Raw genomic sequence first — 16194 nt, 5'->3', positions numbered from 1 at the left:
TTCCATGCAATGTTATTAAAGCAAATTCATGCCTAATTCAGCATTATGTGAGTAATCGACAGGTACATCGACCACAACTGGTCCGTTCGTCGCAAAAGCCTCATCAAAAATCGCATCCAGTTGATGCGGACTCGTCACCCGTAATCCTTTGGCACCAAAACTTTGCGCATATTTAACAATGTCAATTGGACCAAAATCAACGCCGGCCGATTGGCCATCGTATTTCATTTCTTCTTGGAATTTTACCATGTCATAATGTGCATTATCATTCCAAACAATATGCACCGTATTTAACTTCAAACGTACTGCCGTTTCTAATTCCATCGCGCTAAAGAAGAAACCACCATCACCAGAAACGGATACTGCCTTTGCCTGTGGCCTTACCATTGCCGCTGCCATCGCCCAAGGTAATCCGACACCCAAAGTTTGCATACCATTAGAAATTAAGAAATGTCGTGCAACATAAGATTTAAAATGACGCGCCATCCAAATATAATGAGAGCCAACATCGGTTGTCACTGTCATATCATCGGTAATATGTGATTGTAGTGCGCGAATGACATCTAAAGGATGATTCAAATGATCTACAGCTGGTGTGTAGTTAGGTTCATCTGACGCTATCAATTGTTGTTTCAAAGCTTTTAGTGTCTCTAAACTATTAGACCCGAGTTGATAGCCCACAATAGCCTGTTTTAATGCATTCAAAATTTCGCTAAGCTTGCCGATAAGTTGCCTTTGTGGCACAAAATGATTATCAATTTGAACTGGAAAAGTATCGATGGCTACAATATTGAGTTGCTGTTCTTTATTCCAATTGCGTGGCTCATATTCAATTGCATCATAGCCAACCGTGATTACCAAATCCGATTGATGCAACAGCTTATCACCAACCTGATTACGGAACAATCCAATTCGCCCATAGTACGCAGTTTTTTCTAATTCTCTAGAAATCACACCAGCACCTTGGAACGTCTCAACAACAGGAATTTGTGTTTCTTTCAATAAACTTTGTAAAGCAATGACCGTCTCGTCGTCAGAACCACGTGCGCCAATTAAAATAACTGGTAACACGGCTGATTTCACTTTGTCAGCTAACCAGTTTAAATCTCGATCATTTGCTGATCCCATTGAAATTTCTGGCATAACTGGCAATACTGGTGTATCCACTTCAGCATCGTCAATATCTTGTGGCAAAGAAACAAAAGCAGCACCTTTTTTCGCACCATTAGCTGCAACAAAAGCATTAGCAATAATTTCTGATATATTATTAGGATCTTGAATTTCTGAACTAAAATTCGTGATTGGTTCAAATAATGCTGTTGATTTTGTTGATTGGTGTGTTAAACGATACAAGTCTTTTCGTGGTACTTGACCGCCAATAGCAAGTACCGGATCACCTTCAGCTGTTGCTGTCATTAACCCCGTTGCTAAATTACCAACACCTGGTCCTGAGGTAACTAAAACAACACCTGTTTTACCAGTAATTCTTGCATAAGCTTGTGCCATGAAAACCGCATTTTGTTCATGACGCGTCACAATTAATTTTGGTACTTTTTGTCCAGCATTAGGATGCTCTAAAGTTTCAAACAAGCGATCAATTTTTGCGCCAGGAATACCAAAGACAACTTCAACACCATGATTCACTAAACTTTCAACAACAACATCTGCACCATATCTTTTTATTTCGTTCATTTGTATCAGTCCAATCATTATTTTTGATATTTAATACTTATTGCCTTTAATAATAGCACTTTTCACTAACTTTTAAACATTTTTTTGTGAAAAGTACTGTAGTATCAATGATCAAAAATTCACAATATAAAAGACAGTTCACAATCTTGAACTGTCTTTTATCTCAATATTCAATTAATCACTAAATTCAAAGACGAAATCACTATTATTAATCCGAACATTATCGCCATCCTTTGCTCCTGCTTCACGCAAAGCATCATCTACACCAATGTGGCGTAATTGACGGGCAAAACGCATAATCGTTGCTTCTCGTTGGAGATTGGTCATCTTGAACAGTTTTTCAATTTCATCCCCACTCAACAACCACTTTTCTTCTTCTTCTACCCATTCAACCTTAAAGTCATGTTGTTCTGGCTCAAATTTATAAACCTTCTCATCAACTGGTGCGACTTCTGGTTGATAAACTTCTGGTGATGGTGCTGTTGCCAAAAGATTAGCCGTTTCACGCATCAAACTATCAACACCCGTCCGTGTCATTGCTGATATTGGCATTATTTTAGGTACAGTTGACAATCCAGACTCTGCCGTTACTTGTTCCGTAAATGTTTTTAGATTTTCTTCACTATCCGGCATATCCATTTTAGTTGGCACAACAATTTGTGGCCGATCTAATATAGTACGATCGTACTGCTCTAATTCAGATAAAATTCTGCGATACTGTTGGTAAGGATCCTCTCCTTCAATACCACTCATATCAACCAAATGAAGAATCACTCGCGTTCGTTCAACGTGTCTTAGGAATTGGAAACCTAGACCAATCCCCTGTGATGCACCTTCAATCAATCCTGGCAAATCTGCCATGACAAAATCATTATGATCATCTAAACGAACCATACCAATATTTGGTGACAATGTTGTAAAATGATAAGCTGCTACCTTAGGTTTTGCATTTGATACAACAGACAGCAAAGTTGATTTACCAGCGGAAGGGAAACCAACCAAACCAACATCAGCCAATACTTTCAACTCTAGCTTTAAATTAAAGACTTGCCCAGGTTCACCATTTTCAGACAATTCTGGTGCTGGATTGGCAGGTGTTGCAAAATGAATATTCCCTCGACCGCCTCGACCGCCTTTAGCGACAACAAGTTCTTGACCATTTTCAAGTAAATCACCCAAAACTTTACCGGTATCTGCATCCGTAACAGTTGTCCCCTGGGGTACTTTAATATAACGATCTTGTGCAGAAGCGCCTGTCATGCCTTTCGTACCGCCATTGCCACCTGGTTGCGCCTTGAAATGACGATTATAACGAAAGTCCATTAAGGTTCTTAGTCCCTCATCAACTCTAAAAATAATGCTACCGCCATGACCGCCGTCACCACCAAACGGTCCTCCCATAGCCACGAACTTTTCGTGACGAAAAGAAACGATACCATCGCCGCCTTTACCTGCTTTTACTTCTATTTGTGCTTGATCAACAAATGCCATAATAATTATTTAACTTGTATGATAATAGCTACACTACTGCAGTCATTATCACTACATTTCTCCTTATTTCATCTACTTGGTAGAATATGCGAATATTGCCTTATCCAGTTTAACATAACTCAACTATTTATTCTTTGTTTGTATTCAAAGAAAGTTGAATCACCCTGGCTAACTTCTCATTAACACCTATTGCTGATAACTCTTCAACGGAAGCATTGGCAATTTTTGATAGTGACCCAAAGTGACGCAAAAGTTTTTGTCTTGTTTTGGGTCCAACACCTTGAATCGTATCAAGTCTTGACGCCAGTGAATGTTTTGAGCGTAATTGCCGATGGAAACTAATCGCAAAACGATGTACTTCATCTTGAATACGTTGTACTAAAAAAAATCCCTCGCTTTGTTTATCTAGCGTCACAATTGCTTTCGTTTTACCATTAATTAAATCAGCCGTTCGATGTTTAATATTCTTAACCATTGCTGCAACTGGAATACTTAAACCCAATTCATCTTCCAAAACTTCTTTAGCGGCATGTAATTGTATCTCACCGCCATCCATTAAGATTAAATCTGGTAATGGTTTACCTTCTTTTAGTAATCGTGAGTATCGTCGCCGAATGACTTCTTGTGTTTCTGCCCATTCATCTGAATGTGCGACACTTTTAATTTTAAATTTACGGTAGAGCTTTTTATTGGGTTTACCATCTTCAAATACAACCATCGCACTCACGATATCTGTGCCTTGTGTATGTGAATGGTCAAACGCCTCAATACGATGTCCCATTGGAATGTCCAAAGCATCAGTAATTTGCTTCATCGCACCAACTGTTTTTTGTTCATTGAGTGTTAACAGCCTAAACTTTTCTTCTAATGCGATTTTAGCATTTTTTTGGGCTAGATCCATTAATGCCTTTTTTTCACCACGCTGTGGTGTCCTAATTGGTACACCTAATGCACTGGATAACGTCTTATCATCGATACCAGTTGGCACCAAAATTTCACGTGGCTTTTGAATATTTTTTTGCAAATAAAATTGCTGGATAAAACTTGTCAGTTCTTCATTTGCATCACCGATAACTGCAAACGTCTGTTTAAATTGACGAATAAGTCGTGCTTGACGCAAAAAGAATACTTCTACTGTCATCCATCCTTTATCCATATAAAAATTAAACAAGTCTCGTGGTGTTGTATCCTTTGATAATACCCTTTGGCTTTCAACAGTTTCATCAATATAGTGTAGCTGGTCTCTTAAATCAGCAGCCCGTTCAAATTCTAAATTTTCAGCCGCTAAAATCATGTTTCGCGTGATAGCTTGTTTAACTTCTTTTGTATCACCATTCAAGAAACGCTTAATTTTTTGAATTTGATTTTGATACTCCACTTGCGGTACTTCACGCCAACAAGCACCAAGGCATTGTCCCATATTGTAATACAAACAAGGTCTTCCTTGGTAACCATTGCATCGCCGTAAAGGATAATTTTTTTCTAAAAATCTTAGTGTTTCTTGTGCAGCATAAACATTAGGATAAGGGCCAAAATAAAAGCCTCGATCTTTTTTAACCTCATTAACCAACGCCATTTTCGGATTTAATTCATATGTGATTTTAATATAAGGATAGCCTGTACCATACTTCAGACGAATATTATAATAAGGCTTATATTTTTTAATTAATTCATTTTCCAGTAAAAAAGCTTCTTTATCAGAATTTGTCACAATAAAATCAAAATCAATAATTTTACTGACTAATTCTGCAGTTTTTCCTGTATGATCCTGTTTAAAATATGAACGAACTCTGTTTTTAAGATTTTTAGCTTTACCTACATAAATGATTTTATCAGTTTCATCTTTCATCTGATAAGAACCTGGCTCATTAGGGAGCAAGGCAAGCTTTTGTTCGATATGTTGTGAAATACCAGCTAGCATAACTCTATTATACAATGAGTCCAAATAAAAAACGCCCTTCTGGACGTTAAAATTAGCTTATACTATTTTTTCTAAGAAATCCTTAGCACGTTCTGTTTTAGGTGCGCTAAAAAAGTCATTTGGTGAAGCAATCTCTTGAATGCCACCATCTGCCATAAACCAAACCGAATCAGCGACTTCTTTTGCAAAGCCCATTTCGTGTGTCACAACAATCATCGTCATACCGGCTTCTGCTAATTCCTTCATAACTGACAACACCTCACCAACCATTTCTGGATCTAATGCACTAGTTGGTTCGTCAAACAATAACACATCAGGTGACATTGCCAACGCACGAGCAATTGCGACACGCTGCTGTTGCCCACCAGACAAACTAGCTGGATACATATCAGCTTTATCTGACAAGCCAACTTGTGCTAATAGTTTTTTAGCTGTTTCAGTTGCAACATCATTAGACTCATTCTTTACTTTAAGCGGCGCTAGTTTAATATTTTCAAGGACCGTTAAATTAGGAAAAAGATTGAAACTTTGGAAAACCATTCCCATCTTCTCACGTAATTTATCGAGCTGTTTATCATTTAACTGCGTCAAATCAGTATCTTCAAATAAAACTTTACCGCTAGTTGGCGCATCCAACATATTAATTGCCCGTAAAAATGTCGATTTACCAGCACCAGACGGCCCAATGACCGCAATAACTTCTCCAGATGTAACGTTAACATTAACGTTATCAAAAATAACTTTTTCACCATACTGTTTTTTTAATTTTTGTATTTTCAATAATTCTGTCATAATGAGCTCCACATCTATTTACTGATTATTAGTATAGCAAATAAATTCTATAGTATGTATAATATACATATAAGCATGAATACCTTGTATATTATTGCATAAAATTTTGATTATATCAAAATGAACTGGAGGCTTGCTATGGCTAAGATTATCAATCAAGAAGAACATTTGAACAACACATTAGACAGCATTATTTCTTTACCTAAAAGTGATGACGAAAATGACAAGCGTCAAAAGGCACTTGGACAAAAAAATAAATAATTAAAATATAAAAGAAAGTATGTGCTTATCGCGCATGCTTTTTTTATAACAAAAAAAGCACGTAATTAAACGTACTTTTTGATGTTATTAGTCTTCGATTTCTGTAACAGTTCCGGCACCAACAGTGTGGCCACCTTCACGAACAGTAAACTTCAAACCTAATTCGATGGCAACTGGTGCGATCAATTCGATTTCGAATGTCACTTGGTCACCAGGCATAACCATTTCAACACCTGTTGGCAATTCAACAACACCTGTAACATCAGTTGTGTGGAAGTAGAATTGTGGACGGTAGTTAGTGAAGAATGGTGTATGACGTCCACCTTCTTCCTTAGTCAAAACATAGACTTCGGCCTTGAACTTCTTGTGTGTGTGAATTGAACCTGGCTTTGCCAAAACTTGGCCACGTTCGATTTCGTTACGGTCAACACCACGCAACAATGCACCAATGTTATCACCCGCTTGAGCTTCATCCAAAGTCTTACGGAACATTTCGATACCTGTTACAGTAGTCTTCTTAACTTCGTCATGCAAACCAACGATTTCAATTTCTGTACCAGTAGTCAAGACACCACGGTCAACACGACCTGAAGCAACTGTACCACGACCAGTGATTGTAAATACGTCTTCGACAGGCATCAAGAAAGGCTTGTCAGTTTCACGTGCTGGTTCTGGAATGTATGCATCAACAGTATCCATCAATTCTTCGATGACCTTAACTTGTTCAGGATCACCTTCCAAAGCCTTCAAAGCTGAACCCTTGATAACAGGAATATCGTCACCTGGGAAATCATATTCGCTCAACAATTCGCGAACTTCCATCTCAACCAAGTCAACTAATTCTTCATCATCAACCAAATCAGTCTTGTTCAAGAACACAACAAGGTAGTCAACACCAACTTGACGTGCCAACAAGATATGTTCACGTGTTTGTGGCATAGGACCATCAGTTGCAGCAACAACCAAGATGGCACCATCCATTTGAGCGGCACCAGTGATCATGTTTTTAACATAATCCGCGTGACCTGGGGCATCGATATGAGCATAATGACGCTTTTCAGTCTCATATTCAACGTGTGAAGTGTTGATAGTGATACCACGCTCTTTTTCTTCAGGCGCATTATCGATAGCAGCAAAATCAGTTGCTTGTGACAATCCCTTATCTGACAATACTTTTGAGATAGCAGCAGTCAAAGTTGTCTTTCCATGATCGACGTGACCAATAGTTCCAATATTAACGTGGGGCTTAGTTCGAACGTAAGTTTCCTTAGCCAATGTAGTTTCCTCCAAAATTTCATTTTGCAATTAAATTCCACAAAATGTTTATAAGATTATTTTACAACGCAAACAATTAAAAGACAATATTAAAAGCTTGCATTTTTTGCGGCTTCCGCAGCCAAATAGTATTATATCGACTTATTAAGAGAATGTAAACTCATTTTCAAACTAATTTTTGAAAATGTTCATCGTCATCTGTAATACTTTGTGATGCCATTCTGACTGCTGTTTGGGCTCGTCTGGCATACTTCTTTGATAATAATGTGACAAACTAACAGCAACCCACTGCTTTGCATCGGTAATCACTTCTGCTATACGTGGATATAAAAGTGTTAGCTCTAGACGTAATTCATGTGTTAACGCGGTCATTGCATTTGGATCATTTTGGCCAACTTGTTGTTCTAATTCATTTGCAATATCTAAAAATACCGTGTTATCTGTCAAAGCATTAATTTCTGACAAATTAACCGTGTAAATATCGTTGTCTAACCAACGATATTGAATGACTTCATTAATATTTAATTTCTGTAAATCATCCAATAATGTTGCACGAATGACTGGCAAAGTATACGGATCCAATAATAAGAAACGAGCACCTTTAATGAAATCAGCAACTGGCAAATGGCGCGCAGACTCATATCGACTACGTTGCTCAGCAATATCATAATCACTCATGTGATAAAATTGACGCGAAATTGTCTGAAACGTCGCTGCCATTTTGTCTTTGGCTTTATTTTCAGCCTCTTTTACTTCATTCAACAGCGTTTGTTGTAATTTACCGTCATCCCCATCATCCCATAACATAATCAGCTGATGTGCATAAACAAAGTTTTGCGTTTTAACTGATAGGGCGACAAGCATTCTGAAATTATCTTCATACTCTAAATATTCACCCAAAAAATCATCTGCGTAAGAACCTGCTAATTGATATTGCTCATCCATAAATAGTGTGGTTACAAGCTTATAATTAACCTCAAAAGTTGGTAATGATTCATACAACTCACTTAATGTCTGTGATGCGTCATGCCAATTTTCTTGATCTATCTCGGTTTGGGAACGATTCATCAACGCTTTGATTTCAGGGGTTAAAGGTTTGTTTTCATCCATGTTTACTCCTTTCTAGATTAAGCAAACTGGTTGAAATCTCATCAAATATCTAACTATTTGTTTTCTCTGAACTATTTTCCTTGTTTGTTACTTTTTTATGTGGCTTATTGGGAGATGTTGTAGGCGATTGATGTGTATTTTGTGTTACTTTTTTCTTTTTATTCGTCGGTACCTTACCGCGTTTAACAACCGACTTTTGTTCAATCTTTTTTGTGGATACGCGACGACGATTAGGACGACGATTTTGATTAACTTCCATAACCACAGGCATCACCATTGGGCGGCGACGTGTCTGTTCATATAAGAATTTTGACAAAACATCACGCACACTGCTCTTTAGGTCGTTCCAGTCAAAAGACTTTGCTGTTTGAAGATAATCTTCAATTTGCTTGACAGTTAAATCAGATGCTTCCTTCATCAAATCACGATTAGCTTTAACATATACAAAGCCACGAGATGTTAGTTTCGGTTTAGATACAACTTCTCTCTTCTTACGATCAATAGTAACAACAGATATGAACACACCATCTTCTGATAATATTTTGCGATCACGCAAAACAACATTTCCGATATCACCAATTCCGGCACCGTCAATCAATGTTTCACCAACAGTGAATGAATCACTCAATTCGAAATGATCTTCTTGCCACTTAAATTGATCACCTTTCATCGCCATCATAATATGAGACTCAGGTATGTTAACTTCTTGGGCAGCATGATTTGCTGTATTCATAACACGGTATTCACCTTGAACCGGCATAAAGAATTCTGGATGAAGAATATTAATCATAAACTGCAAGTCTTTGCGAGAAGCATGACCACTAGAGCGCAAATCTGTACTGATAGCCTTCACATCCGCACCTTGCTTGAACAATGCATCTCTTGTTTTAGCAACGACACCTTCCATGGCAGTTGCAGGTGTCGTTGTGATAAATACAAGGTCATCTGATCCAATCCTAACATGAGGATCTTCACCATTGGCCATGCGACTTAAATGCTTAATTGGCTCGCCCATTCGCCCAGTTTCCAACACAACTGCTTCGTGATTTGGAATATCCTTTAATCGTTTCAAGTTCACAAACAATTGAGCTTCCGGAATTGGTAATCTCAACTTTTTCAAACGAATAGCTGTACGCACAACATTTTCAATATCATTTCCTGAAAGAATCAACTTACGCCGTGTTGCGGCTGTTGCATCAATAATTTGTTGAATACGTTGAATATTAGAAGCTACCGTAGCAACAATAATTCTTTTTTTCTTGTTGTCTCGGAATGTTTCCAAAATGTAGTCTGCAATGTGTGACTCGCTAACAGATTCTGCTGTATTTTCTGTACCAGCAGCGTCCCCTAGTAAAGCCAAAACCTTTTTTTGGCCTACCTCTACTAAGCGCGCATAATCTGTTTGATAATAACTCTCCGCTGTTTGGTCGAACTTAAAATCACCTGTATAGACAATTTGGCCATATTCTGTTCCCAATACAATTCCCAATGATTCGGGAATAGAGTGTGTCGTACTGAAAAATGATACAATCACATCGCCAAAATCAATTTCACTTTTAGCATTAACAACATGATAATCATCATAATCTTTAAGTGCTTCTTGATCTTTAATTGCTAACTTAGCTAATTCAATCGTTAACTCAGAACCAAATATTGGTGCATTGACTTGTTGCAAAAAATAAGGCAAAGCGCCAATAGCATCGGCATGACCGTGAGATAAAAATACACCAGCAATGTCTTCTTTATGTTGAATTAAATATTCAAAATCTGGTACAACAACGTCAATGCCAAGCTGGTCAGTTTCGGGATACTTTAATCCTGCATCTAATATAAAAATTTTGTCATGCACGGTTACCGCATACATGTTTTTACCATTTTCACGAACGCCGCCAAATGGAATAATGCTTAAATCTGTCATATATTATATTCCTAAAATCTTAAATAGTTGTTTTTCTTCCTGCTCATCAAGCGGCAGAATGGGTAATCTTGGTGTTCCAACACGCATTCCCATATGGTTCAAAGCAGCTTTAACTGGTGCTGGTGAAGGCAACATAAATACCGCCTTCATTTTATCAACTAATACTGCATTTATTGCATCAGCGTCTGCAACATTACCAGCATCAAATGCAGCATACATATCATGCATTTCTTTTGCAACAACATGACTTGCAACTGAAATCACACCATTTGCGCCTACTTTTTTAGCAGCTAACGCTTGCGCGTCCTCTCCCGAATAGACTAGAAAATCATCCGCTGTGTTCTCAACAATAAACTTAATGTCTTCAACTGAGGTTACCTGTTTAACACCAATAATGTTTGGATTTTTAGCAAGCTCAATCACACTTTCATTATCTAACTTTACAATTGAACGTCCAGGAATGTTATACAATATAACCGGTAATCCACCTTCATTAGCAATTTTACTAAAATGTGCCAACATCCCCTTTTGGTTAGGCTTATTGTAGTAAGGTGTGACCACCAAAGCAGCATCAATACCATCAATTTGACTCACTTCTTTTGTAAAGTCAATGGATGCCTGTGTATTATTACTACCTGTTCCCACAATTAAAGGTACGCGACCATTGATATATTCAGCCGTATGACGATAAACTTCAAGCTGTTCGTCATGAGTCATCGTAGCTGACTCTCCAGTGGTTCCACCGACAACAAAGCCATCAGATCCCTGTTCAATTAGAGCATCCATTAAACGATCCATAGCTGGAAAGTTAACTTTATTCTGTTCATCAAAAGGTGTAATAATGGCCGTTAAAAGTTCTGCTTTTTTCATTTTTCTCCAATCTTTCTGTAAAAAATTAAATGAGATAGCTTATATTGCTTATTGTTTCGTCTGCACTTATGTTACATTTTAGCACAAAAAAACGTGCCATCGCACGTCAATTCATTATCAATATCTCTTCTCAAAGTGCAACTTATTTAGTTAATTTAGACCGACGTTGAATAACTATTGAACGCAAGACACTAATAATCGTTGGTAATATCGTCACAAACGCCACACCTAATATAATGACCGAAAAATGTGCCTTAACAAATGGAATATTACCAAACAAATAACCTGCACCTGTCCCGATTAAAGACCATAAGAAAGCAGCAATAATATTGTTTCTCAAAAAATGCGTATAAGAGAATTGACTAACCCCTGCAACAAATGGCACAAATGTCCGCACAATCGGTAAGAAACGCGCAATAATAATTGAACTAGCCCCTTTCTTATTGAAGAACATTTCGGTTTCTTTAATTTGCTTTTCTTTAATGAATTTACCGAAAAAACGATGCCTAACCACTTTGTAGCCTAACGTTCGGCCAATCCAAAAATTAAGTGAATCACCAGAAACAGCAGCAACAAAAAACAAGATACCAAATACCCAATGATTTAAGACATCTGGCCGTGATGCAGCAATGGCTCCCGCTGCAAATAATAATGAATCTCCTGGAAGAAATGGCATGATCACGGCGCCGGTTTCAATGAATATCACTGCAAACAAAATTAAGTAGGTCCAAGGGCCAAAGGCACTTACTAAATTAGAAATGTGGGTATCAATATGTAAAATAAAATCAATCAAAAAAGTCATTACTTATTCCTTAGAAAATTATTATATCGTGATTATTTAGAAAAATTCATAACAAATAATTCAAATAAACGTTCCGGATTATGTTGTGTTGTTTTAAGTTGGATTTCAATATCCAACATTTTGAGATAGCCATTACGAATATCATATAGCTTGTACTGTCGTAATGACTGCTTTGCCAACTTTATACGATATGGGTGGACACCAAGCTGTTTGCTAATATCATTATCATTACCCTGTAACCCTGCAACTTGTAAGAGCAACCTAAATTGAGAAGTTAATACAGCATTGAGGCGCAATGGCGCTTCACCACTTAATAATAAATCACGATACAACACTAAGGCTTCTTCTACTTTGGCTTGGATAACATGATTAACAAGATCAAAGACATTAGCAGTTAAGGTTTTTGGTACTAAAGCTTGGACGGTTGATAGTTCAATTTTCTTTGCTTTATGTGCAAATGCCAATAACTTTGGCATTTCATTAAGCATGTTAGAATAATTGGCATTTGTCCGTTTTAGTAACTCAGTCATTGCTTCTGGTGTCATTTGATAATTGCGCTGAGACAAATAGCCAGCGATAGCTTGTTGAGATTGCTTTTCACTTAACAAAGGTAGGTCAACTATTTCAGCTTGTTTCAACAATAATTTTGTTATTTTTTTTCGCTTATCTAACTTTAATTGTTTAACAAAAAAGACAATTACGTTTTCTGCATTAGGCTGTTGTAATAGCTTTAATAGCAACTCCTGGTCATGGTTATTAACCTTAGCCGTTGCTGTCAAAAATTGTGGATTATCAACGATTGTCACTCTTTTATTACCAAAAAAGGGCATTGACATCGCGTCATTAATCATAGTGTCTAAATTTACTTCACTTAAATCAAATTGTGCCAAGTTCATATCACGATCTTCATCAGCTATCAGGCTTTGAAATAAACGATAAGCTGATGCAAGTAACGCGTCTTCTTCACCAGTCACAACATAAAAATTGGCCACTGCATCATTTTCAATTTGTTGCTGGAGTTGTTTTAAATTCATCTTGTTGACATTTCACCTTAAAACGGCCCTCATGACCAAAATATTCATATGTTATCATAACACACCCTGATACATCAGTGTTAGAGGCAGCTGTTCCCAACTTTTTCCCAACCCCAATAAATACCACTTTTAATGATTGTACAATCATTTGATAGCAAGGTGTACATATTTTACAGATTATGCGCTTTTATTTTTCAATTAATTTAATTAGTGCTACACTATGGATAGTCAAGCAGCCCAGCTTGATGGTTTCTCCTAATATGATTTTGCTCCGCTAACAGTGAAATTATATACTATTCCAAATAAAAAGCACCCAACCGAATTATCCGACTGGGTGCTTTTTTATTACTGCTCCACCTGGATTCGAACCAGGGACCTGCGCATTAACAGTGCGTTATTCTACCGCTGAACTATGGAGCAATTAAAACAACTAACAGAGAATAATACTAGTTTAAAACCTATTAGTTGTCAATGGTTAATTCAGTTTTGTACTTCATTAACCTTAGCTTGCGCATCAGTTAGTGCTTGTTTGTTGTGCCTTAGCTAACTGTTCTGCTTTCGCTCGAGTGTCATCAGCCTCTTGATGTGTTTCTGTTACTTGTGGGTAAACGGCATCCTTTTTCAATATTCCTGAGACTATCAAAACATTTCTATAAAATCATTTTTGACGATTAAAGCACCTATAAGTCCCCACAACATATCATGATAGTGATACAATGTAGACATTCGAGTACCTTAATACTTGATGATTTCTTCTAGGTTTTACCTTCCTAATTATGAAGCAAAACCTCTCCCATTTAAAGCACCTACTTCTCATAGGTGCTTTTTTATTTAATTGAAAACAGTTATCTGAATTTTGAAAATATATTAGTAGGAGTTGTTGTCGGTTTTTTAAGGTAAATAGTAGTATCATTGTCCTCAATGAGAGGTACTCTATGAAAAAAGAACGTATATTATATGAACTAAATAATGCTCTACTACCTATTAAGCATATCGACTTACTTTTCTCTACTAGAAAAAATTTGTTAGCCGACAATCTTGGAAATAACGATACGAAATCAAATTATCGCTACAATATAGAAATTGATAATAATTCTTTAACTTTTACACCCGACAGTAATGGTAACGTAGAGACAGCTGAGGACTTAAAACAACTGATCAAAAATATACAGTCGGATGAAGTTGCAATTAAATGTCAAGGCAGAGAATTCAAAAGTATCCTACCAACGGGAAAAACATTCACATTTATTTTAGAGGATGTTGATTTACACAAATATAATTTGTAAGGAAATTCAAATAAAAAACACCCCGCAACTAAGCGAGGTGTTTTTTAGTTTCTATTTAACTTCTTTTAGTCCTGATACTGCTGCTGTAGTCCAAACGGGTTCCCCACCAATTTCAATACATACGGCATTGTTCTCTTCATCAATATCGATCACCTTGTAAGTACCATTAAAGCGGAAGTAAGTATTTTCCAACCAGCCTGGCTTGAAATCAAACAACTGATCCTTGGTTGGTTTTCCATTCTTATCAACTTCAGTTAACTCACTAATGGGGATGTAGTTATTATAGTCGGGCAAACCATAACTAATCTGTTGGTTGTAAGCATAGTACTTCCCCTCATCACCATATTCTTGCATCGAATCCAAATGATAAAAACCATCAAAGCGTACTTTAGAGCCAATATCCAGTACCTGGTCGACCGGATTACTATTACTCTTTTGAATGGCATGACTACCGTTTGTTGCAGTACCACCGGCAATAGGTCGGAACCAATCCATTTGCCAACCGATCGTTTTCAAATAACCATAGTTACCTTCATTAATAGCATAAGCAGTAACAACTGAAGAGGCATCAACATAGACGCCCGCACCATTCCAACCATTGGGGGTACATTCAATTTCATCACTATCAGACGTTAGCATGAAGACATGTCCAGCACCCCCGTTACCACCACGACCACCCATAATACAGATATCTCCTGTATGGGCTTGTGCCTCAGTAATCCGTTGGAACTTGGTTCCTTCCATTTGCAACATACCAACTGTGTTGGGTGCCATTCCGTTAGCATAATAAACATTAACACCACCAGCCAAAAGTGCTTCAGCAATCGAACTTGAACAATCTCGCATTCGTGGGTTCTCGTTTTGACGGTAATTCATTGAATAAATCGTGCGACCTTTTCCTGATCGCATATTTGCAATCGCTGCAGCAACATTATAAGCCATTATTTTTCCTCCTTAGGATTAAAAGCATAGTGATTAAGTGTTTCGTTTAGGCCAGTAGCAGCAAACCCAGAAATAAAGCCGAACGCTGCCCCTAACCAAGCATCTGTGACATAAATGAAGTGGGCCGCTATAAAACCAATCAAAGTGCCTAAAATAATTGAAATTAACGGTAGATAACGATTATCCACTTTAGTTTGTTTAACGGCTTGAATAGCCACCCATGTTAGTAAGGCGATAAAGCCATAAACAGTGGCGGTTGCCAGGTTAAAAAATGTAATTAAATCCATACTCATTGCTCTCTTTCTTTGCTTGCTGCTTGCGGTTCATCTTCAATTTTCTGTAATTTCACATGGTACTCATCTTCCACCCACTTTTTTAAAAATGGCGGGATATCCATACCAGACAGCTGCATATTGGCATAAATTGATTTCAACATATAAGAACCAATAATCACCGTGACAATAAATGAAATCACATCAAAAATCAGCGGTTGAAAAGTAAAATCACGACCACCAAGATGATTGGGAACAACTGATATTAAAATTGTGAACCCCCAAATCACAATCGGCATCAATGCCAGTGGAATGGACGTGATTAAACCACCTAGTCCACCACCACTTGTCCGTGCAACCCCATTTCTTTTACGCCATAGTGACCCTAAGAAGGTGTCAAAAAAGACCAAAATAAAAAGGACTGCTGTTTCAGTAGCCCCGTTTAAATTAACGAATAAATATTGTAATAATTGTTCCATGTATACTCCTATGCATTTTCATTTGCTTACTCCTTAACTTTGCTGTTTC

Annotated in this window: 15 protein-coding genes and 1 tRNA gene; 2 read left to right on the top strand and 14 right to left on the bottom strand. The window is 37.4% G+C overall.

The annotated features are described in order from the left end of the window. Nucleotides 1–15 precede the first annotated feature (15 nt). From alsS to C5L23_RS05275, 4 genes are all read right to left on the bottom strand, one after another. Nucleotides 16–1692 carry an acetolactate synthase AlsS gene (gene alsS, locus C5L23_RS05290; protein WP_010007762.1) on the bottom strand — a complete coding sequence of 559 codons (1677 nt, stop codon included), beginning with the start codon at nt 1690–1692 and terminating at the stop codon, nt 16–18. Nucleotides 1693–1866: 174 nt separating this feature from the next. Then, nucleotides 1867–3183 carry a GTPase ObgE gene (gene obgE, locus C5L23_RS05285; protein WP_010007763.1) on the bottom strand — a complete coding sequence of 439 codons (1317 nt, stop codon included), beginning with the start codon at nt 3181–3183 and terminating at the stop codon, nt 1867–1869. Between the two features lie 127 nt (nt 3184–3310). Further along, nucleotides 3311–5104: an excinuclease ABC subunit UvrC gene (uvrC, locus tag C5L23_RS05280; RefSeq protein WP_133264494.1), complete on the bottom strand. Its 1794-nt coding sequence runs from the start codon at nt 5102–5104 to the stop codon at nt 3311–3313. A 57-nt stretch (nt 5105–5161) separates the two neighbouring features. Beyond that, complete coding sequence (locus tag C5L23_RS05275; RefSeq protein ID WP_133264398.1) at nt 5162–5896, bottom strand: amino acid ABC transporter ATP-binding protein; 735 nt, start codon at nt 5894–5896, stop codon at nt 5162–5164. Nucleotides 5897–6034: 138 nt separating this feature from the next. On the opposite strand from C5L23_RS05275, the gene C5L23_RS08635 reads away from it, so the two are divergent. Further along, on the top strand, nt 6035–6157 hold the full coding sequence (locus C5L23_RS08635) for a hypothetical protein (protein WP_275668019.1): 123 nt from the start codon (nt 6035–6037) through the stop codon (nt 6155–6157). 87 nt (nt 6158–6244) lie between these two features. Here the strand turns inward: C5L23_RS08635 and tuf are convergent, their stop codons facing one another. The 7 genes from tuf to C5L23_RS05240 all read right to left on the bottom strand — a co-directional run bounded on the left by tuf (nt 6245) and on the right by C5L23_RS05240 (nt 13586). Beyond that, nucleotides 6245–7432, bottom strand: a complete 1188-nt coding sequence (tuf, locus tag C5L23_RS05270) for an elongation factor Tu (RefSeq protein ID WP_010007766.1) — start codon at nt 7430–7432, stop codon at nt 6245–6247. Nucleotides 7433–7603: 171 nt separating this feature from the next. Next, complete coding sequence (locus C5L23_RS05265; protein WP_010007768.1) at nt 7604–8542, bottom strand: hypothetical protein; 939 nt, start codon at nt 8540–8542, stop codon at nt 7604–7606. A gap of 49 nt (nt 8543–8591) precedes the next feature. Continuing rightward, entirely contained in the window at nt 8592–10460 is a 1869-nt protein-coding gene (locus C5L23_RS05260) for a ribonuclease J (RefSeq protein ID WP_133264397.1), read from the bottom strand. A 3-nt stretch (nt 10461–10463) separates the two neighbouring features. After that, complete coding sequence (dapA, locus tag C5L23_RS05255) at nt 10464–11330, bottom strand: 4-hydroxy-tetrahydrodipicolinate synthase (protein ID WP_010007769.1); 867 nt, start codon at nt 11328–11330, stop codon at nt 10464–10466. Nucleotides 11331–11472: 142 nt separating this feature from the next. Then, complete coding sequence (locus C5L23_RS05250) at nt 11473–12132, bottom strand: VTT domain-containing protein (protein WP_010007770.1); 660 nt, start codon at nt 12130–12132, stop codon at nt 11473–11475. Between the two features lie 32 nt (nt 12133–12164). Continuing rightward, a complete protein-coding gene (gene holA, locus C5L23_RS05245; RefSeq protein WP_133264396.1) occupies nt 12165–13166 on the bottom strand; it encodes a DNA polymerase III subunit delta in 1002 nt (333 codons plus the stop codon). Nucleotides 13167–13514: 348 nt separating this feature from the next. Then, a tRNA-Asn gene (locus C5L23_RS05240) sits at nt 13515–13586 on the bottom strand. 515 nt (nt 13587–14101) lie between these two features. Here C5L23_RS05240 and C5L23_RS05235 point away from each other — a divergent pair. Further along, a complete protein-coding gene (locus C5L23_RS05235) occupies nt 14102–14452 on the top strand; it encodes a hypothetical protein (RefSeq protein ID WP_010007773.1) in 351 nt (116 codons plus the stop codon). A gap of 51 nt (nt 14453–14503) precedes the next feature. Here the strand turns inward: C5L23_RS05235 and C5L23_RS05230 are convergent, their stop codons facing one another. Genes C5L23_RS05230 through C5L23_RS05220 form a run of 3 tightly spaced genes read right to left on the bottom strand, consistent with a single transcriptional unit; the run spans nt 14504 to nt 16145 of the window. After that, the gene (locus C5L23_RS05230; RefSeq protein ID WP_010007775.1) at nt 14504–15394 is read right to left on the bottom strand and encodes a peptidoglycan amidohydrolase family protein; all 891 of its coding nucleotides are present in this window, start codon (nt 15392–15394) and stop codon (nt 14504–14506) included. Further along, nucleotides 15394–15681 carry a holin gene (locus C5L23_RS05225; RefSeq protein WP_010007777.1) on the bottom strand — a complete coding sequence of 96 codons (288 nt, stop codon included), beginning with the start codon at nt 15679–15681 and terminating at the stop codon, nt 15394–15396. Before C5L23_RS05225 ends, C5L23_RS05230 begins: the two co-directional genes overlap by 1 nt. A 2-nt stretch (nt 15682–15683) precedes the next feature. After that, entirely contained in the window at nt 15684–16145 is a 462-nt protein-coding gene (locus tag C5L23_RS05220; RefSeq protein WP_010007778.1) for a phage holin family protein, read from the bottom strand. Nucleotides 16146–16194 lie beyond the last annotated feature (49 nt).

The organism is Leuconostoc fallax (genome assembly GCF_004354645.1).
Lineage (GTDB): Bacteria > Bacillota > Bacilli > Lactobacillales > Lactobacillaceae > Leuconostoc_B > Leuconostoc_B fallax.
Note: the sequence above shows the minus strand (reverse complement) of the source record. Positions and strands in the feature narration are given on the sequence as shown.

What these genes read in the sequence shown, in the direction of transcription:
- alsS (WP_010007762.1), bottom strand. Translation starts at nt 1,692, where the DNA reads ATGAACGAAATAAAAAGATATGGTGCAGATGTTGTTGTTGAAAGTTTA.
- obgE (WP_010007763.1), bottom strand. Translation starts at nt 3,183, where the DNA reads ATGGCATTTGTTGATCAAGCACAAATAGAAGTAAAAGCAGGTAAAGGC.
- uvrC (WP_133264494.1), bottom strand. Translation starts at nt 5,104, where the DNA reads ATGCTAGCTGGTATTTCACAACATATCGAACAAAAGCTTGCCTTGCTC.
- C5L23_RS05275 (WP_133264398.1), bottom strand. Translation starts at nt 5,896, where the DNA reads ATGACAGAATTATTGAAAATACAAAAATTAAAAAAACAGTATGGTGAA.
- C5L23_RS08635 (WP_275668019.1), top strand. Translation starts at nt 6,035, where the DNA reads ATGGCTAAGATTATCAATCAAGAAGAACATTTGAACAACACATTAGAC.
- C5L23_RS05265 (WP_010007768.1), bottom strand. Translation starts at nt 8,542, where the DNA reads ATGGATGAAAACAAACCTTTAACCCCTGAAATCAAAGCGTTGATGAAT.
- C5L23_RS05260 (WP_133264397.1), bottom strand. Translation starts at nt 10,460, where the DNA reads ATGACAGATTTAAGCATTATTCCATTTGGCGGCGTTCGTGAAAATGGT.
- dapA (WP_010007769.1), bottom strand. Translation starts at nt 11,330, where the DNA reads ATGAAAAAAGCAGAACTTTTAACGGCCATTATTACACCTTTTGATGAA.
- C5L23_RS05250 (WP_010007770.1), bottom strand. Translation starts at nt 12,132, where the DNA reads ATGACTTTTTTGATTGATTTTATTTTACATATTGATACCCACATTTCT.
- holA (WP_133264396.1), bottom strand. Translation starts at nt 13,166, where the DNA reads ATGAATTTAAAACAACTCCAGCAACAAATTGAAAATGATGCAGTGGCC.
- C5L23_RS05235 (WP_010007773.1), top strand. Translation starts at nt 14,102, where the DNA reads ATGAAAAAAGAACGTATATTATATGAACTAAATAATGCTCTACTACCT.
- C5L23_RS05230 (WP_010007775.1), bottom strand. Translation starts at nt 15,394, where the DNA reads ATGGCTTATAATGTTGCTGCAGCGATTGCAAATATGCGATCAGGAAAA.
- C5L23_RS05225 (WP_010007777.1), bottom strand. Translation starts at nt 15,681, where the DNA reads ATGGATTTAATTACATTTTTTAACCTGGCAACCGCCACTGTTTATGGC.
- C5L23_RS05220 (WP_010007778.1), bottom strand. Translation starts at nt 16,145, where the DNA reads ATGGAACAATTATTACAATATTTATTCGTTAATTTAAACGGGGCTACT.